We start from the raw sequence: 19,560 nt of genomic DNA on the forward strand, positions 1-19,560 counted from the left end.
GCCTCCGCGTCGTCCAGCTGAGCCGGGTACTTGTGTTCCGGAGCCCGCCGAAAGTCCAGGACCAGAACGGGAGCACCCGCCGCCTTGGCGATATGGCCCCCGAGCTTCCGGTCGACGAACCCCGACGACAACACGGAACCACCGGCATGACTGTGCAGGAGAACATAGTCGGTGTTGGAGTCGACCGGCTCACACCAGATCCCCACAACACCACCCGCGTCAACTTCTCGATAAGTGACACCCTCCGGCTCACGAGCCCTCAGATGAACACTCTCCACCCGCGTACGCGTCGCATCCAACTCCGACTCAGGAACCACCAGCCCAGCCATCCAGTCAGCGAACTCAACCGCTTCCGGACTCAGCTCAACAGCAGCGCGATCAGACACGTGACACCTCCACAGAGGCCTTTGGGCACACCAGGTCCGCGCTCCGTCCCGTCGGAGCACGTCAGACGCCGAAACGCCTTGAGGGGTGTGCAGCCGATTCGACTGTGACATCGACCCTAGGAGCGCTAAGTTCAGAAAGTCAACCCAGCGAGCCGTTACGGGCAGGGAACCCAGAGGAAGCGGGCAAGGTCGCGACTGCCGCACAGGAGGCACCGCCGACATCGGGCGCGGCGGCGCGAGTCACTCCGCCGCCCAAAACAGGCAGGTCCGCGTCATGGTCCACCTAGAAGACGACCCGCTCATTGTCGTACGCGGCATCTGGGTACTGCTGTCGCCAGTCGGTCCCGAATGCTTTGAGAGCAGCGGCGCCATCGGGGGGCAACGGGGTGTGCTGTATACAGTCCGGTCGCACGAATCGGTTGGCCGTCGCCGTGTCCTCACGGGCATACACGCCCCTGAGGACACAGACGGCGACCGACTTCTGGCAGCCGAGACGGACGCTTTCGCCAGATCCGGCGACGGCCAACCCTCGGGAAGCCCGCCGTCGGCAGCGATGAGAGCGACGGCCGCGGCACCAGATGTGACGGTACTCACGGACTCCGGTCTCCGAACTCAGTGGAACTTTAAGCGTCTTGACTGACGGGCGCGGGTGGTGACGCCTGCCATGGGCCCAGTGTGCTGCCGCACCGGTTCGCTACCATGGCATGAATGCCACTTGCGACGGGATCCTGCCATGGCACACGTTCACCGCATCGCCGTTCTGGCCGTTGACGGGGTGTACCCCTTCGAACTGGGCATCCCCAGCCGGGTCTTCGGGGCGGCCGACGGCCGCTACGAGGTCTTCACCTGCACCGTCGACGGCCGCCCGGTCCGCACCAACTCCGACTTCTCGATCACCGTCGAGCACGGCCCGGAGGCACTGCGCACCGCCGAAACCGTCGTCATCCCGCCCTTCGTCACCACCGCCGTCACCCGGGAGGTTCCGCAGCCCGTCGTGGAGGCGCTCGCATCCGCAGCTCCTGGCAGACGCCTCGTGTCGATCTGCACCGGCGCCTTCGTCCTCGCCGCCGCCGGACTCCTCGACGGACGGCCCGCCACGACACACTGGGTGGTCACAGACCTGTTCCGCGAATGGTTCCCCCAAGTCGCCCTGAATCCCGACGTCCTGTTCATCGACGACGGGGACGTGCTGACCTCGGCCGGCGCCGCCTCCGGACTCGACGTCTGCCTGCACATCATCCGCAAGGACCACGGCAGCGAAGTCGCCAACCAGGTGGCGCGCATGTGCATCGTCCCCCCGTGGCGCGATGGAGGTCAGGCGCAGTACATCCAGCATCCGGTACCCGAGAACAAGGCCAGCGGAACGGCAATCGCCCGCCAGTGGGCTCTGGAGAACCTTCACGAGCCGATGACCCTGACGGAACTCGCCGAGCACTCGCACATGAGCCTGCGCACTTTCGCCCGCCGCTTCACCGAAGAAGTGGGCATGAGCCCGGGACGCTGGCTGATCCAGCAACGCGTCGACCGGGCACGGCAACTCCTGGAAACCACCGACCTGCCGGTGGACGAGATCGCCGGCCAGGTCGGCTTCGCCGGTGGCACGTCACTACGAGAACACCTGCACGCCGCCATCGGCGTCTCGCCGCTCACCTACCGGCGCACCTTCCGCGGAGCCCCGTCGCCCGACCCGCTGGGCGCCACCGCAAACACTGCTCCTCGAAGGCGATGAGAAAGCGGCCCTGCGTCGGAGCCGCACCGCGAACCGGTAACGAGCGACTCGATCACGACCAGCGACTCCGATGTCACTCCCTGCCCGACTTCGGTCGACGCACGGACACAGGGCAGGGCGGTCCCTGCCCGCAAACTGCAAGACGGCCCGTGAACCACCGAGTGGGCCGTCGGCCTGTTCACCGAAACGATCGCGGGCGCCGAGCAGTAGGCCGGCGGAGCCGTCGTGCGCCTTGACTGCGGGGGCGCCACATCCGAGGCGCTGCGACAGCAGGCAACGGAGAGCGAACAGGTATTGGCCGCCGCGTGCGTGGACATCGGGCACGGTCCGTATGGTGGCCGACGCCGGGAGTCACAACTGGTCGCTCGCGGGGCTCCTCATCTCACCGCGAGTGGGCCCCTCTTGCGGACGTCAGCCCCACCACTTAACATTACGATCGTAAGCTGAAGTGCCGGTGGCCGGGCAGAGCGCGGGCAACATGCTTGCCACAACGGCCTGCTGCCTCGCTCGCGCGGCGGCAACTCCGTCGGCGCCTTCCACCATTCCAGTGAGGCGGAGGTGTCTCCGCTTCTCGCCGCAGAACAGCCGAGGGCCCCTCCGAATCATGTCGAGCCGTGACACACCCAAACCTGTCCGTACGGACGCGGCACGTAACCGCACCCGCCTGCTCGACGCCGCGCGCATCGCCTTCGCATCCGACGCACCGGTATCCCTGAAGCAGATCGCGCGGGACACGGGTGTGGGGATCGGCACGCTCTACCGGCACTTCCCCACGCGAGAAGCACTGGTCGAAGCGATCTACCAACAGGAGCTGGCCCAGCTGTACGCAAGCGCCGAGGCCCTCCTCGACGCGAAGGATCCAGCCGACGCGCTGCGCAGCTGGATGGACCACTTCGCCCGCTACGCGAGTACGAAGCGAGAGTCAGCAGACGCGCTGCGAGCAGTTCTCGTGTCCGACATCGCGACCGCGTCACAGACACGCGTGCGGCTCTGCGCCGTAGTGCAAGCCATCCTTGATGCCGGTGTCGCAGCCGGGACGCTGCGCGACGATGTCCGCGCCGAGGACATCGTCGCCACCCTCGTCGGTATGTTCACGACGACCTCGCTGGCAGGCGGCCATGAGCAACTGGACCGCATGCTTGACCTGCTGATGGACGCCGTCCGGCACCCAGCTTCATGAGAGGATCGAGCTCAAGCCTCTACGAAGCCACCCGCTGACCGATCGTGGGGTGGTCGGATCGAGCGGAGTTCCTGAAGGGTGATCGCACTCCCACTCAGTTCGGCAGCCATCCGGCGGATGGTCAACTTGGCCCGCAGATAGGCAATACACTTGCGGGCCGCAGCAAGCTCGGACAGGTCGCCGCCGTCCATACTGAACAACTGCCCCGCATCTACGAGGTGCTGGCGACGCCACACATAGATCGTCTGGTCGCTGACGTAGAGAAGCCGGGGCATACCACCGCAGCCCCCGGAGATCTCCTAGATGAATGAGTCCAAGGACTCGTAGCCGTAGGCCGCCAGCGAGCGATGTCGCATGTCGCTGCCATCGCTCGCCCAGCATGTGCAAGGCGTGCCCGTTTCATCCTGGCGGTCAGCGGAGAGCACGCGACGCATGCTTCAGCAACTCGGCGGACGTCTCGGTCGGGGCCCAGCTGTGCGGATTGCCTTGAGTCTCCAGTGGCTGGAGACGGCAGAGTGGGGGGCATGGACGCTACGACCCTCTACTCGATCGGGGAGCTTTCCCGGCGGACCGGCTTGTCTGTGAGGACCATCCGGTTCTACTCCGATTCGGGGGTGGTAGCGCCGACCACCCGTAGTCCCGCCGGTTATCGGCTCTACGACCTCGACGCACTGCTTCGTCTGGAACTCCTGCGCACACTGCGCGAGCTGGGCATGGACCTGGCCACGATTCAACGGGTACTGGACCGTGAGCTCTCGTTGGCGGAAGTCGCCGCGGCGCACGCCGACGCCATGGACGTCCAGATCCGGATACTGCGACTGCGTCGGAGCGTTATGCGAGTCGTGGCCAGACGCGGGTCCAGTCCCGAGGAGACCAAGCTCATGCACAGGCTCACGCAGTTGTCCGGCGAGGAACGCCGACGTTTGATCGACGATTTCGTGGATGGCACCTTCGGCACAGTGGATGCCGACCCGGCCGCGGTGGCCATGGTCCACGCTGCCACTCCCGACCTCCCCGATGATCCGACCAGCGAGCAGGTCGCCGCGTGGGTGGAGCTCGCCGAGCTGGTCGGCGACGAGGATTTCCGTGCCCGGATGCGCCGGACGGCCGTACGCCAGGCCGCCGGGCGCCCGCTCGACATCGAGCGGGATGCCGGCGAGGAACTGATGGAGCTCACCCGTCAGAAGGTGGCCGAAGCCACGGAGTCGGGCATCGACCCGCTCAGCGACAGGGCCGCACCCGTCATCGACGACCTCGTGCACCGCTTCGCCGAGGTGTTCGCACGCAACCCTGACACGGATTTCCGGGACTGGATGGCGCAGCAGTTCGAAGAGGCGCACGATCCCCGGGTAGACCGATACTGGCGGCTGGTGTGGATCGTCAACGGCTGGCAGATAGTGCCGAACCTGATCCCGGTGTACCCCTGGCTCATCCAGGCCCTGCGAAACGACCACGCCGCATAGTCACCGCAGTGGAGACCGCCCGGGATCCTTGAATGAGTCCAGGGGATCGCCTGCGGACATGAGACGAGGGCGTCCAACGTCGATGTGTGACTAACGACCTGGACACCCTCGCAACGGCACTCTATGCCCGGATTGACGACGAGTTGAAGGCTTCGCCGTGGCTGGCGCCGTGGCGGCCTGCCGTCGGAATCACGCCCACGCTCAGTGACGCCGAGCTGATCACGCTCGCGGTCATGTCGGCGCTGCTCGGATACACCTCTGAACGGCGCTGGCTTCGCCGCGTCGGGCGGGACTTCGGCCATCTGTTTCCCTACGTGCCCCAGCAGTCCGGCTACAACAAGCGGCTGCGCGCCGCGTTCTCACTGCTCACCAGCATGATCCGGATCGTGGCCCGCGATACCTCACTGTGGAGCGACGATGTATGGCTGGTCGACTCCACACCGGTCGGTTGCGGTTGCTCCCGTGAGACGGCCAAACGCTCGGAGCTGGCAGGCTGGGCCCAGTACGGCTACTGCGCATCACACTCGCGATACTTCTGGGGGCTGCGTCTGCACCTGGTGTGCACACTCGGCGGACTGCCGGTCCTGTTCGCACTCACCGGGGCCAAGGCGGACGAGCGCGAAACGCTGCGCGACATGCTCGATACTGCGCCAGACGTCCTCGCCGTTCACCCCGGGCAGACGATCATCGGGGACAAGAACTACTTCGGCCGCGAGTTCGAGCACGGCCTTGCCGAGCGTCACCTGAAGTTGCTGCGGCCAGCCCGCAAGGGGGAAGCCGAGCCGGCCGGGTCACACCTGTTCAAACCGCTGCGGCAGGTCATCGAGTCGATCAATCAGACCTTCAAGGGTCAGCTCAATCTGGAACGACACGGCGGCAAGAGCCCGGCAGGGGTGTCAGCCCGGGTCTTGTGCCGGATCCTCGCACTCACAGCGGCGATCTGGCACAACGACCACACCGGACAGCCCCATCAAGCGATCACTCACTGCTTACGATCACTGACCGAAACGACACCCCTTGGACTCATTCATCTAGCGCTACTAAGCGCTCTTCGCGCCGCTCTTCTCCCGGACAGCGTCGAACATAGAAGTGAGCGCAGGACTCTCGGCAAGACTGCCCAGCAAGGCATGAAGCGAGCGCCGTCCAGTGGTGTCCAGGTCGGCAAGAATTTCGCTGTCGAGACCGACCAGTGTGCGGTTGAGGTCGACCAGGACCTTGCGCCCGTCGTCGGTGATATCGACGGCGTACCGACGCCGATCCTGCGGATCGCGTGTCCGCTGGGCGTATCCTGCCCGCTCCAGGTCGTCAAGACTCGTCACCATCGTCGCCGGGTCGATGCGCAGGAACGAACCGAGCGCCAACTGCGGCATGGCCCCATTGTCCGCCAAGGCCTGCAAGACGCTGTAGTGCCGCACCCGCAGGCCGGTACCGCTGATACCGACCTCGGCGATCCTGAACGCAACCTGCCCGAGCTTGACCAGCAGGCAGATAGTATGTTCGGCCACTGTCCCCGGTACCAGCGGAGTCTCGGACATCGTTTATCCCGCCCATGGTTAGTCCTACGTACGGTCCGGGTCCATCGTACGAGAAGGCTGGGTGCGGCCGGAGCGTGTAAAAGGATCTCCCTGCACAGAAGAGGGGCTCGCAGGGCCGTGTTGCGCGGGCTGTCAGCCGACGATGCCCCGACCAAAGATCTGCCGGGCTATGACCCACTTCTGGATTTCGTTCGTGCCCTCGTAGATCTCGCCGATCTTGCTGTCCCGGTAGATCGCCTCGACGGGACTGCTGCTGCCGTCGGAACCCAATTGGCGCGCGAAGCCGAGGCCTCCGAATGCCTGGACAGCGTCGCGCGCCATGTCCACCGACAACTTGGTTGCGTAGTACTTTGCCATGGCGGCCTCGGGCTCCGGGGACGGGTTGCCGGCATCCAGGCGCAGGGCAGCCTTGGTGTAGAGAGTGCGGGCGTTCTCGATCTCGGTAGCCCGTTCGGCTAGCAGGAACTGCCAATGCTGGTTGGCGGCCACCGGCCTGCCGAAGACGTGTCGCGTCGACAAGTGGGCCACGGTGAGGTCGAAGGCGGCCTGCGCCATGCCGACCCCGGCAGCCGCGATACCGATCCGGCCGTAGGTCAGCGTGGACAGCGCGTGGCGCAGTCCGTGCCCCTCGGCGCCACCGAGGATGTCGTCGTCGGACAGGCGCACATTCGTGAAGCGGATGTCCGCGGTGAGCTGACCGCGATTGCCCATCTTGCGGTCGGCCAGGCCGACTTCCACGCCCGGAAGCGCCATGTCGACGATGAACATGCTCAGCCGCTCGCCGGTGCGGGCGAGAACCACCACGAACCCGGCGACGGGCGAGTTGGAGATCCACCGCTTGTGGCCGTTCAGCACCCAGCCGGCCTCGGTACGTACGGCCTCGGTCTGAACCGCCTGCGGAGACAGGTCACTGGAGGCGTCCGGCTCCGTGGTAGCGAACGCGCCGACCACCGAGCCCTCCGCGACCTTGCGCAGCCACCGCTGCTGTTGTTCATCGGTGCCCTGCCGCAGGGCGTTGCCCGCCAGGATGCAGTGCACGTCGAAGACGGCCGCGACACTGCTGGAATAGTAGGCCAGCTCTTCGATGGCCGCGGCGGTGGCGGTCGCCGGGTAGGTCAGTCCGTCCCCGCCGACCTCGCTGGGGAAGGGGATCCGGTACACGCCTACCGACGCAAGCGCGTCGAACACCCGCCTGGGGAAGCCGTCCGTACGCTCATCGCCCCCCGCGATCACCGCAGCATGCGGAGCCACTTCGCGTTCCGCGATCAGGCGCACCGAGGCACGGACGGACCGCGCCTCTTCGGGGGCGAGGAGCTCGTGGTAGAGCCGATCACTCTGACGCGCAGGGGTGAAAGTCATACGTAGACCATATCATTAGTAGCGCATACGATTAGCTCAACAATCAACCCTGGAGGCTCCACCATGACACGGACCCTGGCCGGCAGAACCATCCTGATGTCGGGAGGCAGTCGCGGCATCGGACTCGCCATCGCCCTGCGCGCAGCCCGCGACGGCGCGAACGTGGTGATGCTCGCCAAGACCGCCGTGCCGCACCCGAAGCTCGAAGGCACGATCCACACCGCCGTCGATGAGGTTGAGCGAGCTGGCGGCAAGGGGCTGGCAGTCGTCGGTGACGTCCGCAACGAGGACGATGTACGCACCGCCGTAAGCGCGGCGATCAGCACCTTCGGCGGCATCGACATCGTGGTGAATAACGCCAGCGCGATCGACCTGTCATCGTCGGAGCAGCTGGAGATGAAGCGGTACGACCTGATGCAGGACATCAACACGCGGGGCACGTTCCTGCTGAGCAAGGCGGCGATCCCGCACCTGCGCGAGGCGGGCAACCCACACATCCTCACGCTCTCCCCACCGTTGAACCTCACGCCGTACTGGGTGGGGAAGCATCTCGGTTACACGCTGTCGAAGTACGGCATGAGCCTGTGCACCATCGGGCTCGCCGAGGAACTCGCCGCGGACGGCATCGCCGCCAACTCGCTGTGGCCGCGGACTCTGATCGATACAGCCGCCGTACGCAACGTGGTCGGCGGCGCCAGACAAGCCCGTACTCCCCGGATCATGGCTGACGCCGCGCACTCCATCCTCACGCGTGACCCGCGGAAGTGCACCGCCAACCTGTTTATCGACGACGAGGTCCTGTCGGACGAGGGCATCACCGACCTGTCCGTCTACAGCCCTACCGGCTTTGAGGGTGATCTCGCGCTCGACATATTCGTCGATCCGGCCTGATCCCGCACCTCTCAGCACATGAACGCGAGGGCGTTCTCGATGCCCTCCTCGCCCTCCTTGAGGACCTCATCGGCGAGCTTCGAGTTGAAAACTGGGCGGGGTGGGGCATCTGCAACGCCCCCACCGTCATCGCGCCGCGGCCGCGCAGGACAGCCGGGCGTCCGACGCCGCACCGACCCCGGCGCGCGGGAGACAGCTTAGGCGGCTTACCGTCCTCCCCAGCGGATGGCCTTCTCGCTGCGGACGTCAGCGCGTTCTCGGCGCTGGGCGGCGAGGACATCGGGGGGACGCGTATGGGTGTTGCGGCAGCGCAGGTAGGCGTGCAGGGCCAGGGTCTGCGCGATGTGGTTGGGGTGGTTCGAATTGGCGATGGTGAACTGCCGCAGCGGTCCGAAATGGGCTTCGATCGGGGTCGCCCACGATGCATACGTCGGGGTGAAACACAGTTCGCCCCGATGTTTCCTGGCCCAGCGGCGGATGTCGGTGCCCTTGTGAGCGGACAGGTTGTCCATGATGACGTAGAGGGGCGCGCCGTCGGGTCTGGCGGCGCGGATCTACTTGAGCGCGGCCAACGTGTTCCCGGCGCCCTTTCTGTGACGATTGACGCCCCACAGAGTGTCTGTCGTCGCCGATCGAGTAGCAACCGTGGAAGTAGCGCATGCCCTGGGTGCGGTAGTAGGTCGCGGAATGCCGCTCGGGATGGCCTTGCTCGGCCCGGCTGACGCCGGCTGTGGGTCGGATGCCAAGCGGCCCGAACTCGTCGAAGGCGAACACCCGGTCCGGGAAGCGCTCCAAGACCTCCTCGATGTGGTCCAGCTTGGCGCCGCGGTCGGGGTCGGGGTCGGGTGACTCCTTCCACGTCTTGGTGCGCTGGAAGGTGACCCCGTGGCGGGCTAGCAGACACCGTAACGCCTCGCGACCGATCCTGATCACGCGGCCGTGGACGCGGCGCAGGTAGGCAACGAGTTTGCGGATGGACCAGCGGGTAAAGGGCTGACCGAGCTTGGTCGGGCGTGTGGTGGCCGTCGCTACGCCGAAGTCCTCGTCGTCAGGGCCGAGCAGGTGGGGGACGGCCTCCCGCCCATCGAGGGTCCAGGCAGGCCAGACCTATCTCGATGAAGCGGTGGATTACGTCTCGGACGGTGTCCTCGTCGGTCTGGACCAGCCTCGCGGTCACCGGCACGCGGTTCCCGCCGGCCGAGGCGAGCAGCATCATCGCGCGTCGGAACCGCACCGAATTGATGCTGCCCCGGCGTACGATCTGCTGCAGCTTCTCCCCCTCTCCATCGGTCAGTCTGCGCACACGGACAGGCTCCGCCACCACACCCCCAGCAGTCGGACCGGACGTCGCCGCCCACCCAACCGTCATGGCCACCAACCCGGCGAACCGGCTGCCGGCAAAGTGCCCTCGCACAGAACCGGTTGGCGATCGTGAGGGACAGGCCGCCTTCCAGGACCGGCTCGAACTGCGGGAAACCGCGACGCCGTCCGGCCGACCAGCACAGACAGCGGCTTCCTGCCGTAGTCGGCCAACTCGTCGGCAATGCCCTGAGCGGCGCCTCTTGCAGGTCCTCCCTTTTTCGACACCCCGGCGGCGTGCTGGTGGGCCCGACGGATGGTGGCGTCCCCGTTCATTACTCAGGTGATCAGGCCCTTCGCGTGGGCCTGGGCCTGGAGCTGGGTGACGCCGTGGCCCCAGGTCTACGACCGGTTCGACCGCCGGCAACGGGATGGTACCTGGCCCGGATCGACTGTACGGCTCTGGCACATCGCACAAGGGAACACCTGCTCGGGTCCGCACCCTATGCCGACTACCAGCTGCCGCCGCGCCTGCGGCCGGCCCGGCTTGATGCCCTGCGGCAACAACGGCTCCAGCCGGGCCATGGGCCGTTTTTCAGACCACGACGCCCCCACAGAGCGTGACCGCCTACAGTCGTGATCCACTTCGGTAGCAGACCACCCAACCCATCCTCACGTCGTATTTCGAGGGGTCAGCGCCCTGCTACATGTTGATCATGTGGCCCGCGAGGCCGTGGACGGCTTCCTTGACCGCCTCGCCGAGAGTGGGGTGGGCGTGGACGTTGCGGGCGACCTCGTGGACCGTGAGGTCCCACTGCTGCGCGAGGGTGAGCTCAGGGAGGAGTTCGGTGACGTCGGGGCCGATGAGGTGGGCTCCGAGGAGCTCGCCGTACTTGGCATCGCTGATCAGCTTCACGAAGCCGGTCGCATCACCCAGGCCGTGGGCCTTGGCATTCGCAGTGAACGGGAACTTGGCGACCTGGACGTCGAATCCCTTTTCCCTCGCCTGGGCCTCGGTGTAGCCGAAACTGGCGATCTGGGGCTGGCAGTAAGTGGCGCGCGGGATCATCGCATAGTCGAGCTCCATGGTTTCGGCATCGGCGAGGGTCTCGGCGGCGATCACACCCATCGCCTCCGCGGTGTGCGCGAGCATCAACTTCGCGGTGACGTCACCGATGGCGTAGATGTGCGGGACGGAGGTGCGGCACCGCCCGTCAACGTCGATCGCGCCGCGCTGGGTGACCGTGACGCCGGTGTTCTCCAGGCCGTAGCCGGTGACGTTCGGCGCGAACCCGATCGCTTGGAGGACTTTGTCGGCCTCCAGGACCTGCTGGGAGCCGTCCTTTCCAGTGACCGTGACACGGACCTGCGGACCGGACTCATCAATCGATTCGACGCGGGTCGAAGTGAGGACGTCGATACCCAGCTTCCTGTACTGCTTCGCCAGTTCGGCAGAGACCTCGACATCCTCAAGGGGGGCCACGCGGTCCAGGAACTCGACGATGGTGACCTTCACCCCGTAGTTGTTCAGGACGTAGGCGAACTCGATGCCGATCGCGCCGGCGCCCGCGATCACGATGGACTGCGGCAGGTCTTCGGCGAGGATCTGTTCCTCGAACGTCACCACCCGGGAGGTGCGGCGGGTGCCGGGCAGCAGCTTCGGGGTCGCACCGGTGGCGATGATGCAGTGGTCGAAGGAGACGGTGCGGGTGTTGCCCTCGTAGTCGGCCACCTGGAGCGTGTGGGGGTCGACGAACGTGCCACGGCCGCTGATTTCCGTGATCTTGTTCTTCTTCATCAGGTAGTGGACGCCCTTGACCCGGCCGTCCGCGACCTTGCGGCTACGGCGGAAGGCCTCCCCGTAGTCGAAGGAGACCTGTCCGTCGACCTTGATACCGAAGGTCTTCGCCTCGCGGGTGAATATGTGCGCGAGTTCGGCATTGCGCAGCAGGGCCTTGGTGGGGATGCAGCCCACGTTCAGACAGACGCCTCCCCAGTACTTCTCCTCGACGACCGCGACACTCTTGCCCAGTTGGGCGGCCCGGATGGCGGCGACATAGCCGCCGGGGCCCGCGCCGAGTACGACGACGTCGAAGCGCTCACCCTGCTCGTCCATGGATGGTTCCTTTCCGCTGGGGCGGCCGACTCCTCGCAGGAGCCGACGTAGTCCCGATCGAACAACCTGTTCATCAACTCATCAGCGGTGGCCCCGCCACCACCCGCCGCAGGGAGACCTGCGGCACTCCCCCGGGCGTCCGCTTCAGCGCTCCGATGCCTCGGTCTATGCCCGCGCAACGGTCATGGACGGCGCGCCGGCACCTCGTCCACTTCGTGTACTCCGGCCTCGGCGGCAGCACGGCTCAGGGTGTCGAGCCCGAAGGCTGCGATCGGTCCGTGCACGCCGGGTTCGAGGACGGCATCCGGCGCCGCCGCATGGACGGCCGCCCAGGCCAGAAGGGAGCCCGTCATCTCGTACGGATCCGGTCCGGTGAGAACCGACCTGGCCAGGGCGCGACCGTGGCCGTCGCGGGCGACGGCGATCACCAGGGAACGGCCGTCGGCGTCCGGTTCGCGATGCGATCCGGGGAGCCGTTCGGACCACCGGACCAATGCGGCCCGCACCTTCGCCGACCGCAGCAGTGGTGCCTGGAGCGTGGCGGCGATCTGTACCGGGCGGGTCCACCGCCCGAGCCAGCCCAGGGCCACCTCGACGCTCTCCAACTGAGGGAAGACCGCCGGCAGGCCGAGGTGCTCCGTGCCCGGGACGGTCATGGCCGCGCGTTTCACAGTGGCGTAGCGGAAGGTACGAACACGCTTGGCGGCACGCTCGTCGACCAGACGGGAAGGCATCCCAGAGCGTGGACGGCGGTAGGCGAACCCGTCCTCGGCCGCCCCGGCGACCAGTGTCTGCCGTGTGCCTGCCGTGGTCAGGGTGTAGGAGTCGCGCAGTGTGCTCCGGTAGAGCAGTTCGTCCCCGTGTCCCGAACGGGTGATGAAGTAGCCGATCTCGACATGGCGTGCACGCTCGCCCGCCTTGCCCACAGCCAACCCGCCGGCGAGGTTGCCCGGCACGTAGTCGTAGCCGAAGGCGGGCACCACGGTGGCTCCTCGGGCGGCTGCGACAGGGTCCAGTTCAAGGAGGACGCGGCGGGCGAAGGCTCCCTCCCCCGTGGAGTCGAAGTAGTGCGCACCCACCCGCGCCGCCGCCGTGACCGTGGCCATGCCGAGTTGCATGAACGGCCCGACCGTGGAGAGGACGACGTCGCTGGGCCCCAGGAGGCGCGTGAGGTCGGGCACCGAGGTGACGTCGACCTCAACCGCCGGCAGCTCCGCCTCGAAGCGGTCGGCCAGGGTCAGCATCCTGGTTCGGTTCCGCCCGACCAGAGTCGGCTTCTCACCTCGTGCGAGCAGTTCCCGGAGCACCCGCTGCCCGGTGTACCCCGTCGCGCCCAGCAACACGATCCTGCGCTTTTCCACGGCTCCGCCTGCCTTCCGGGAAACACGGACGACCTTTGACCGACCGCGAGTCATTCATTGACTTGCGGTCATTGAATATACGATGGTACGCATGCGAGGGCCAAACCGACGACAGCTGTATGCAGAGCAGACCCGGGCGGACCTGGTGTCAGCCGCACGCAGGCTGTTCGTTGACAACGGGTTCGCGGACACGTCGGTCGAGGCCATCACCGTGACGGCCCAGGTGAGCAAGGGCACCTTCTACCACCACTTCCCGGACAAGAAGGCGATGTTCGCCGAGCTCTATGCGGAGCTGATCCAGGAGGTCGGGATCCTGGGAGACGCCACGACCGAGGCGATCCGCGCCGCGCCGGACCGGCCCGCCATGACAGCGGTGGCCGATCTCACGCATGCCTTCCTACGGCGGACCATCGACGATCCCCTGCATCGTGAGCTGATGGCCCAGGCGCCCTCGGTCCTGGTGGAGCAGTACCGACAGATCAACGAGACCGTCGCCCAGCCGCCGCTCGAACGGCTGCTGTCCGCCCTGGCCGAACGAGGCGACCTGCAGCCGGACGTTCCCGTGGCCACTGTCGCCCGACTGCTGCTGGCCAGCCTGTGCGAGGGCAACCACATCATCGCCGCGGCGACGGACCGGGAGGCCTCACTGGCGAGGACGTTCCGGGCCATCACGCTGCTGATGTCGGGCTTGGCAGCCGACGGCATCAGCGCCCTCAGCTGACGGTCGCCGCCGGCATCCCGCCGATCACCGGACCGACAACACCCTCCCCCAGTTCGTCCAGTTGCCGGACTCAGCAGGTCCGGCGGGTACGCGAGTGTGTGCCATGTCTTGTGTTCCATCAATAACGAAGTTATGTTGCCGCCATGAAACGTGACTTGCTGGGCAGAAGGCTGGTTGTCACCGGAGCGGCACGCGGCATCGGCGAGAAGGTGGCCCGTCTGGCAGCCGCCCGAGGGGCTCGTGTGACCCTGATCGGCCTGGAGCCGGATCGACTGCGCGATCTCGCCGCGGACCTCGGCCCCACCGCTTCCTGGCGTGAGGCCGATGTGCGCGACGGTGCCGCGCTACGGTCCGCCATCGACGGGGCCGCGCAGACCATGGGCGGCATCGACCTCGTCGTCGCCAATGCCGGCGTCGTGGCGTACGGCACGGTCCGGCAGACGGACGAGGCCTCGTTCGAGCGGGTCCTGGACATCAACCTGAACGGCGTCTTCCGGACCCTCAAGTACGCGACGCCCCATCTGGAGCGCAGCCGGGGCCACGTATTGGTGGTGGCGTCCGCGCTGTCCTTCATGCCGTTGGCGGCGATGGCCTCGTACGGCGCGAGCAAGGCCGCGGCCGAACTGCTCGCCCTGACCTACCGTCAGGAGGTCGCCCACCTCGGAATCACGGTCGGCCTTGTGCACCCGTCCTGGATCGACACGGACCTCGTCCGGGGCGCCGAGGCGGACCTCCCCTCGTTCCAGGGCCTGCGGAAGCGGCTCCCCTATCCGGGCAACGTGACCACAAGCTCCGACCGGGCGGCCGCCGCCATCGTCGACGGTCTCGCACGCCGGCGCGGTCGCGTGTACGTCCCGCGCGCGGTCGTCGTGGCCAACTGGGCGAAGGCGGCCCTGAACTCCCCGCTGGCGTGGCCCTGGGCGAGACGCTTCGCGGCCCGGGCGGTTCCGTCCCTCGAACGGGAGGTGGCGGCACTGGGCAGGCACGACCAGCTCACGCCGGGTTCCAGTACCCCCGGATCGAAGACCAGCTAGCCTCGCCCGCGCGCGGCGCCGCACCCACCCCCGGTACTCACAGCCCTGGAGCAATCGAGTCGTACAGACGGGCCCCGGCCTCGTGCGACGCCTCGGCACGTTCCCGGCCGTCGCCCAGCCCGACGGAGAAATTCACCCCCATGGGCAGCAGCACCTGGGCCACCGCGTCGTCGAACTCGATGAAGTGCTCAGCCAGTTCGAGGGTGATGTAGCCATGGACCAGACTCCACAGCTGAGCAGCTATGACCCCGGGGTCCTGCTGTTCGACCCGGCCAGAACCGACGAGCCGCTCACACGCAGCGACGACATGAGCGTGAGCCGCCTGGAAGGCCGGCGAACGCCCGCTCAGGCGAAGGTCCTCGTCCGACAGCGGCCGGTATGTGGCACGAGTCGACAGGCCGAACATCAGGTCGTACAGGTGAGGGTTTGCGCGAGCCACGCGCCGGCAGGTCAAGGCCATCGCGAAGAGTTCCGCGATCGGGTCCTCGGTCACGGGTACGCGGGCAAATGCCTTGCCAAGCTCCGTGAACCCGTGGTCGACCACGGCTCGCATCAGTTCGGGGACTCCGCCGAAATGGCTGTAGACCACCATCGTCGACAGCCCGCTGGCGGACGCCACCGTGCGCACTTTGACGGCCGACGGCCCCTGCTCGGCGAGCAGACCAATGGCGGCCCGCACAAGTCGCTCCGGCGCATCATCCATCTTCGCCCGCCCTGGCATGGCCTCGCACCTCCACTCGACTCCGCCGCCGGCCGCGATCGCTTGGGATCGATAACACTTAGTGGCGGATGTCACACTTGAAATAACTTGGTTATATGAATCGTGCGAGGTCAGGATACACACCACGAGTGACGCACCCTCCGGGACATGGGTGTGCGTCCTCGGGGGTGCATCCACGCACTGTCCTGGATCCCTGCCGACGGCACGGCCGCAGACCTCGGCGATTCAGCCCCATCGCCGCACCGTCCATGCGCGGCTGTCCACACGCATCTCACACTCCCATGGACTCAGCACGGGACGAACTCAGCACGGGAGCAGAATTCATGCCATACAAAGACACGGGCCGTCTGGAGATCGAGAACCGCGGCGCGGTCCTGATCGTCCGGGTCGACGGCGGTCCCCACCAGGTGTTCGGCCTGGACATCGCCAATCAGTTGGACAAGTTGCTGGACCGGGTGGACCGTGACCCGGGCATCCGTGCCGTGGTCTTCACCGGGGCGCACCCCGAACGCTTCGTCAGTCATGCCGCGGTCGGATGGCTGCAGGAGGAAGGCGCGGCGAGCCCCAGGGTCGGCCGCCGCGGTGCCGCCGCCGTCGTACGCGTGGCGAAGTATGTGGACCGGTCTCGTGTCCTGGGCGCCGTGATGCGCAGGACACCGATGCGCGGAGCGCTCCAGTTGGAGCGCCTGCACACGACCTTCCTGAGGATGAACGGCAGCGGTGTGCTCTTCGTCGCGGCCCTCAACGGTTCGGCTCTCGGTCTCGGCGCGGAGTTCGCCTGGGCGTGCGATCTGCGGGTCATGGCCGACGGGGACTTCTTCATCGGCCAGCCGGAAATCCTGCTCGGCATCATCCCGGGTGGCGGCGGCACCCAGCGCCTGACCCGCCTGATCGGCACGCACCGTTCCCTGGCCGCGATTCTCGAAGGCAAGCCGTTCACTCCCGCGGAGGCTCTCGCCAACGGCGCGGTCGACAAGGTCGTTCCGCAGAACGAGGTGGTCGCACACGCGGTCGAACTCGCAGAACGCTTCGGCAAGAGGCCGAAGGGGTCGGTCGCGGCCGCCAAACGGGCGGTGTACTTCGGCGGCTCGAAGTCGCTGCAGGACGGTCTGCACGTCGAACGCGCGGAGTTCTTCATCAGGGTCACGTCGAAGGAGGGACAGGAACTGATGCTCGACTACAGGAAGAGTACGGACACCACCGGCGAGCTGCCGCTCTACCGGCCGGACACCTATGAGCAGGCACTGACCTCGGGCACCGTGCCCGGGCGCGGCCCGGCGAACGGACGGTGAAACGACCATGACCGATCTGCCGTCCTTCATCCGTCAGAACATCACGTTCCCCTCCGGCGACAGTGCCTGTGCCGGCTGGCTCTACCTGCCCACGGGAGTTACCGTCCCGCCCGTCGTCGTCCTCGGGCACGGCCTGGGCGCCACCCGCGAGATGCGCCTGGATGCCTTCGCCGAGCGCTTCGCGCAGGCCGGCATCGCCGCTCTCGCCTTCACCTACCGGCACTTCGGCGACAGCGGCGGCCGCCCGCGCCAGCTCCTGTCGATCAAGCGTCAGCTGACCGACTGGGACTCCGCCCTCGCCTACGTCAAGTCACGCCATGACGTCGACCAGGCGCGTGTCGCGGTGTGGGGCAGTTCCTTCGGCGGCGGCCACGCCATCACCGTCGCCGCACGCCATCCCGAGCTGCGCGCGGCCGTGGCCCAGTGTCCGTTCACCGACGGCCTCGCCTCCGCGCTCGCGCTCGGCCCGGTTGCCTCACTCAAAGTGACCCCCGTGCTCGCGCGGGATCTGGCGGCACGACTGCGCGGCAAGGCGCCGGCGATGGTGCCCATCGCCGCGGCCCCCGGTTCACCGGCCCTCATGAACGCGCCGGACGCCCTGCCCGGATACGAGGCGCTGCAGCCGCCCGGGACGACGTTCCGCAACGAGGTGGCGGCACGGGTCATTCCGTCCATCGCCGCATACCGGCCCGGACGCGCGGCGAAGAAGGTCACCATCCCGATCCTCTTCTGTGTCAGCAACACCGACTCCGTCACGCCTCCCGCCCAGACCCTCCGGTACGCGCGCACCGCGCCCCGGGGAGAGATCAAGAGGTACGACGCCGGCCACTTCGACTTCTACACCGGCGAGACCTTCGAGGCTCTGGTCCACGACCAGATCGAGTTCCTCTCCCGCCGGCTGGACCCGGCGCCCGCCGCTTGGACGACGTGACCGGTTCGCATCACACCGAGACAGGTACTCTCGCCATGAATTTCGCTTCTCTGCCCGACCGCCGAGCCGAGGCCGACCCCCAGGGGGCAGCTGTCGCCGACGGGCAAGGATCCCTCACCAACACCCGGCTGCTGCAGCGCGTCCGCACGGCGGCGCGTCAGCTCAACGACCTCGGCATCGGTCCCGGCGACGTCGTCGCCCTCAAGCTGACGAACCGCATCGAATTCGTCGTACTGCTGTTCGCGGCATGGCGGCTCGGCGCCACCGTCACACCGGTCAATCCGAGCATGACCGACGTCGAAGTGATCCGCCAGCTCAAGGATTCCGGTGCGCGCCTGCTGGTGGCCGAAGACGGTACGGAAACCACTGCCGGTCTGGCCACGCTCACCGTCGGTGAGCTCAGCGACCAGGTGGCCGAGTGGCATCGCGCTCCGCATCTGGACTCGTCGGCGCTGGCCCTCCTCATCTACACCAGCGGTACGACCGGAGTACCCAAGGGCGTGATGCTCGATCACGCCAACATCGATGCCATGGTGGAGATGGGACGCCAGTCCCTCCAGGTCGGGCCGAGTGACCGCTGTCTGCTGATCCTGCCGCTCTTCCACGTCAACGGCATCGTGGTCAGCGTCCTGACGCCGCTGCTCGCCGGCGCCAGTGTCGTCGTCGCGGGCGGCCGGTTCGATCCTCGCGGCTTCTTCGACCTCGTCGAGCGGGAGCGTCCCACCTTCTTCAGCGCCGTCCCGACCATCTACGCCATGCTCGCGGCACTCCCGGACGATGTCCGACCCGACACATCGTCGCTGAGGTTCGGAGTCTGCGGCGCCGCCCCTGCCTCCGCCGAACTGCTCACCCGGTTCGAGGCCCGGTACGGGTTTCCCCTTGTCGAGGGGTACGGACTTTCCGAAGGAACGTGCGGCTCGACCATCAACCCCGTCGCGGGACCTCGACGCGCCGGAACCGTGGGGCTTCCCTTCCCCGGCCAGGAGATCCGGATCATCGACGCCGAAGGCGGCGAGGTGGCGCCCGGCACGGACGGCGAGGTCGTCGTGAGAGGCCCCAACGTCATGCGGGGCTACCTCGGCCGTCCGGACGAGACGGCCAAGGTTGTCGTCGACGGCTGGCTGCACACCGGCGACGTGGGTCACCTCGACACGGAGGGCTATCTGACCCTCGTCGGACGCTCGAAGGACATGATCATCCGGGGTGGGGAGAACATCTACCCCAAGGAGATCGAGGATGTGCTCACCGCTGATCGGTCGGTGCTTGAGGCCGCCGTGATCGGTGTACCCGACGAGAAGTGGGGCGAGGTGGTCGTCGCATACGTCCAGGCCCGACCAGGTTCGACCGTCGACACGGAGTCGCTGAAGGCGCTCTGCGCACGCAGCCTCACCGGCTACAAAAGGCCGGCCTCGTTCGTCGTGGTGGAAGCCATCGCGAAGAACGCGGTCGGCAAGATCGACAAAGTCTCGTTGCGCGCTGCCCACGCCGAAGTCTCCGCCAGGTCCTGACCCGACGCGGTGCGGCTACGGGTCGTCTTGGGCA

15 protein-coding genes and 2 pseudogenes are annotated in these 19,560 nt (G+C 67.1%); 10 read left to right on the forward strand and 7 right to left on the reverse strand.

Annotated elements, in window-relative coordinates:
* A partial coding sequence (locus ACFWPS_RS49375) for an alpha/beta hydrolase fold domain-containing protein (protein WP_383719726.1) occupies positions 1-386 on the reverse strand: 386 nt, incomplete at its 3' end.
* A gap of 733 nt (positions 387-1,119) precedes the next feature.
* Between ACFWPS_RS49375 and ACFWPS_RS49380 the strand changes: the two genes are divergently transcribed.
* The 4 genes and pseudogenes from ACFWPS_RS49380 to ACFWPS_RS49395 all read left to right on the forward strand — a co-directional run bounded on the left by ACFWPS_RS49380 (position 1,120) and on the right by ACFWPS_RS49395 (position 5,760).
* Positions 1,120-2,115 (forward strand): GlxA family transcriptional regulator, encoded by a 996-nt coding sequence (locus tag ACFWPS_RS49380; protein ID WP_383719729.1) that lies wholly within the window; start codon positions 1,120-1,122, stop codon positions 2,113-2,115.
* A 604-nt stretch (positions 2,116-2,719) separates the two neighbouring features.
* Positions 2,720-3,295, forward strand: coding sequence for a TetR/AcrR family transcriptional regulator (locus tag ACFWPS_RS49385; RefSeq protein WP_383719732.1), 576 nt, complete (start codon positions 2,720-2,722; stop codon positions 3,293-3,295).
* Positions 3,296-3,819: 524 nt separating this feature from the next.
* Positions 3,820-4,758 carry a MerR family transcriptional regulator gene (locus ACFWPS_RS49390; protein WP_383719735.1) on the forward strand — a complete coding sequence of 313 codons (939 nt, stop codon included), beginning with the start codon at positions 3,820-3,822 and terminating at the stop codon, positions 4,756-4,758.
* 86 nt (positions 4,759-4,844) lie between these two features.
* Positions 4,845-5,760 (forward strand): annotated as a pseudogene (locus ACFWPS_RS49395) (IS982 family transposase).
* Positions 5,761-5,798: 38 nt separating this feature from the next.
* Here ACFWPS_RS49395 and ACFWPS_RS49400 read toward each other — a convergent pair.
* Both ACFWPS_RS49400 and ACFWPS_RS49405 read right to left on the reverse strand, forming a co-directional pair.
* Positions 5,799-6,293, reverse strand: coding sequence for a MarR family winged helix-turn-helix transcriptional regulator (locus tag ACFWPS_RS49400; RefSeq protein WP_383719738.1), 495 nt, complete (start codon positions 6,291-6,293; stop codon positions 5,799-5,801).
* 132 nt (positions 6,294-6,425) lie between these two features.
* Positions 6,426-7,652 carry an acyl-CoA dehydrogenase family protein gene (locus ACFWPS_RS49405; protein ID WP_383719740.1) on the reverse strand — a complete coding sequence of 409 codons (1,227 nt, stop codon included), beginning with the start codon at positions 7,650-7,652 and terminating at the stop codon, positions 6,426-6,428.
* Positions 7,653-7,715: 63 nt separating this feature from the next.
* Between ACFWPS_RS49405 and ACFWPS_RS49410 the strand changes: the two genes are divergently transcribed.
* A complete protein-coding gene (locus tag ACFWPS_RS49410; protein WP_383719743.1) occupies positions 7,716-8,543 on the forward strand; it encodes an SDR family oxidoreductase in 828 nt (275 codons plus the stop codon).
* Positions 8,544-8,749: 206 nt separating this feature from the next.
* Here ACFWPS_RS49410 and ACFWPS_RS49415 read toward each other — a convergent pair.
* From ACFWPS_RS49415 to ACFWPS_RS49425, 3 genes and pseudogenes are all read right to left on the reverse strand, one after another.
* Positions 8,750-9,864: pseudogene (locus ACFWPS_RS49415) on the reverse strand (IS630 family transposase).
* 681 nt (positions 9,865-10,545) lie between these two features.
* Positions 10,546-11,958, reverse strand: a complete 1,413-nt coding sequence (lpdA, locus tag ACFWPS_RS49420; RefSeq protein WP_383719746.1) for a dihydrolipoyl dehydrogenase — start codon at positions 11,956-11,958, stop codon at positions 10,546-10,548.
* A 182-nt stretch (positions 11,959-12,140) separates the two neighbouring features.
* A complete protein-coding gene (locus ACFWPS_RS49425; RefSeq protein WP_383719749.1) occupies positions 12,141-13,319 on the reverse strand; it encodes a saccharopine dehydrogenase NADP-binding domain-containing protein in 1,179 nt (392 codons plus the stop codon).
* A 91-nt stretch (positions 13,320-13,410) separates the two neighbouring features.
* Between ACFWPS_RS49425 and ACFWPS_RS49430 the strand changes: the two genes are divergently transcribed.
* Positions 13,411-14,040, forward strand: coding sequence for a TetR/AcrR family transcriptional regulator (locus ACFWPS_RS49430; protein WP_383719751.1), 630 nt, complete (start codon positions 13,411-13,413; stop codon positions 14,038-14,040).
* A gap of 143 nt (positions 14,041-14,183) precedes the next feature.
* Positions 14,184-15,074: a short-chain dehydrogenase/reductase gene (locus ACFWPS_RS49435; RefSeq protein WP_383719752.1), complete on the forward strand. Its 891-nt coding sequence runs from the start codon at positions 14,184-14,186 to the stop codon at positions 15,072-15,074.
* 37 nt (positions 15,075-15,111) lie between these two features.
* On the opposite strand, the gene ACFWPS_RS49440 is transcribed toward ACFWPS_RS49435, so the two are convergent.
* Positions 15,112-15,777, reverse strand: a complete 666-nt coding sequence (locus ACFWPS_RS49440; RefSeq protein ID WP_383719754.1) for a TetR/AcrR family transcriptional regulator — start codon at positions 15,775-15,777, stop codon at positions 15,112-15,114.
* Between the two features lie 341 nt (positions 15,778-16,118).
* Here ACFWPS_RS49440 and ACFWPS_RS49445 point away from each other — a divergent pair, with 341 nt between their 5' ends.
* Genes ACFWPS_RS49445 through ACFWPS_RS49455 form a run of 3 tightly spaced genes read left to right on the forward strand, consistent with a single transcriptional unit; the run spans position 16,119 to position 19,526 of the window.
* Complete coding sequence (locus tag ACFWPS_RS49445; RefSeq protein ID WP_383719757.1) at positions 16,119-17,087, forward strand: enoyl-CoA hydratase/isomerase family protein; 969 nt, start codon at positions 16,119-16,121, stop codon at positions 17,085-17,087.
* A gap of 7 nt (positions 17,088-17,094) precedes the next feature.
* On the forward strand, positions 17,095-18,018 hold the full coding sequence (locus ACFWPS_RS49450) for an alpha/beta hydrolase (protein ID WP_383719759.1): 924 nt from the start codon (positions 17,095-17,097) through the stop codon (positions 18,016-18,018).
* Positions 18,019-18,053: 35 nt separating this feature from the next.
* Positions 18,054-19,526 (forward strand): class I adenylate-forming enzyme family protein, encoded by a 1,473-nt coding sequence (locus ACFWPS_RS49455; RefSeq protein WP_383719761.1) that lies wholly within the window; start codon positions 18,054-18,056, stop codon positions 19,524-19,526.
* Positions 19,527-19,560 lie beyond the last annotated feature (34 nt).

The organism is Streptomyces sp. NPDC058457 (assembly GCF_042720695.1).
In the GTDB taxonomy this organism is placed as follows: domain Bacteria; phylum Actinomycetota; class Actinomycetes; order Streptomycetales; family Streptomycetaceae; genus Streptomyces.

Excerpts from the sequence above, each read along its gene's own strand:
- ACFWPS_RS49380 (WP_383719729.1), top strand. The coding sequence starts at position 1,120 with ATGGCACACGTTCACCGCATCGCCGTTCTGGCCGTTGACGGGGTGTAC.
- ACFWPS_RS49385 (WP_383719732.1), top strand. The coding sequence starts at position 2,720 with ATGTCGAGCCGTGACACACCCAAACCTGTCCGTACGGACGCGGCACGT.
- ACFWPS_RS49390 (WP_383719735.1), top strand. The coding sequence starts at position 3,820 with ATGGACGCTACGACCCTCTACTCGATCGGGGAGCTTTCCCGGCGGACC.
- ACFWPS_RS49400 (WP_383719738.1), bottom strand. The coding sequence starts at position 6,293 with ATGTCCGAGACTCCGCTGGTACCGGGGACAGTGGCCGAACATACTATC.
- ACFWPS_RS49405 (WP_383719740.1), bottom strand. The coding sequence starts at position 7,652 with ATGACTTTCACCCCTGCGCGTCAGAGTGATCGGCTCTACCACGAGCTC.
- ACFWPS_RS49410 (WP_383719743.1), top strand. The coding sequence starts at position 7,716 with ATGACACGGACCCTGGCCGGCAGAACCATCCTGATGTCGGGAGGCAGT.
- lpdA (WP_383719746.1), bottom strand. The coding sequence starts at position 11,958 with ATGGACGAGCAGGGTGAGCGCTTCGACGTCGTCGTACTCGGCGCGGGC.
- ACFWPS_RS49430 (WP_383719751.1), top strand. The coding sequence starts at position 13,411 with ATGCGAGGGCCAAACCGACGACAGCTGTATGCAGAGCAGACCCGGGCG.
- ACFWPS_RS49435 (WP_383719752.1), top strand. The coding sequence starts at position 14,184 with ATGAAACGTGACTTGCTGGGCAGAAGGCTGGTTGTCACCGGAGCGGCA.
- ACFWPS_RS49440 (WP_383719754.1), bottom strand. The coding sequence starts at position 15,777 with ATGGATGATGCGCCGGAGCGACTTGTGCGGGCCGCCATTGGTCTGCTC.
- ACFWPS_RS49445 (WP_383719757.1), top strand. The coding sequence starts at position 16,119 with ATGCCATACAAAGACACGGGCCGTCTGGAGATCGAGAACCGCGGCGCG.
- ACFWPS_RS49450 (WP_383719759.1), top strand. The coding sequence starts at position 17,095 with ATGACCGATCTGCCGTCCTTCATCCGTCAGAACATCACGTTCCCCTCC.
- ACFWPS_RS49455 (WP_383719761.1), top strand. The coding sequence starts at position 18,054 with ATGAATTTCGCTTCTCTGCCCGACCGCCGAGCCGAGGCCGACCCCCAG.